The organism is Vibrio sp. 811 (assembly GCF_033339195.1).
The window spans coordinates 1-833 of sequence record NZ_JAWOUB010000239.1; the positions used below are offsets into that span (position 1 = coordinate 1).

1 protein-coding gene is annotated in these 833 nt (G+C 48.1%); it reads right to left on the reverse strand.

Translation table 11 applies throughout. The annotated features are described in order from the left end of the window. The coding region (locus R7Q46_RS26075; protein WP_318078069.1) for a TIGR01777 family oxidoreductase at positions 1–739 on the reverse strand (739 nt) is incomplete at its 3' end. Between the last annotated feature and the right edge of the window lie 94 nt (positions 740–833).

Below are 833 nucleotides of genomic sequence, written 5' to 3' on the forward strand. Positions count from 1 at the left end.
GTTTGAGTGTTTTCGCTAACGTGCGGCTAAAGATCCGGTTAGTCACAGGGTGAGGGGCGCACATGTTGAAGGCACCATGCGCGTGAGGGGTTTCAAGCAGGTACATAATGGCACGAACCATATCGAGGATATGAATCCAAGGCATGTATTGATTGCCATTGCCAAGCGGTCCGCCTAACCCCAATTTGTAAGGCAAGAGCATTTTCGCGAGTGCTCCGCCATTAAGCCCGAGTACGACGCCTGTCCGGAGAAAGCAAACGCGGGTTTGTTCGGACTCGGCCCGTTTGGCGATTTGTTCCCACTTAGCGCAAACTATATGTGGGAAATCGTCGTTATTCACATGAAGACACTCATCGAACGGATGATCCTGCTGGTCGCCGTAATAACCGACAGCAGATCCGCTAAGAAACACAGAAGGCGGTTCGGTACTGGCGTGAATCAGCTCAACAATTTGCTCGGTAATTTTCCAGCGACTGTCGCAAATTTTCTCTTTTTGCTGCTCCGTCCAACGTTTGTCTGCGATTGGTTCTCCTGCGAGGTTGATGACGGCATCTATGTTGTTGAGATCGGCGAGTTCATCAAGAGAAGCAAGGTACTCGATATTACCTAAATCTGCGTACTGCAAGTGCTGTTTGGCTTGGTTTGGCGATCGGGTCAGTAACACTATCTGATGAGTGGTGAGCAGTTTGAGTAACTCAGACCCTATAAACCCAGTTCCACCTGTAAGTAATATCTTCATAGCATCTCTTTGAATGTCAATATATTAGAACATTATAGTCGTTTTGCGCCTCGCTTGATCAGTTCAGCGCTGCTTATCATGTGTTCTCCCATCT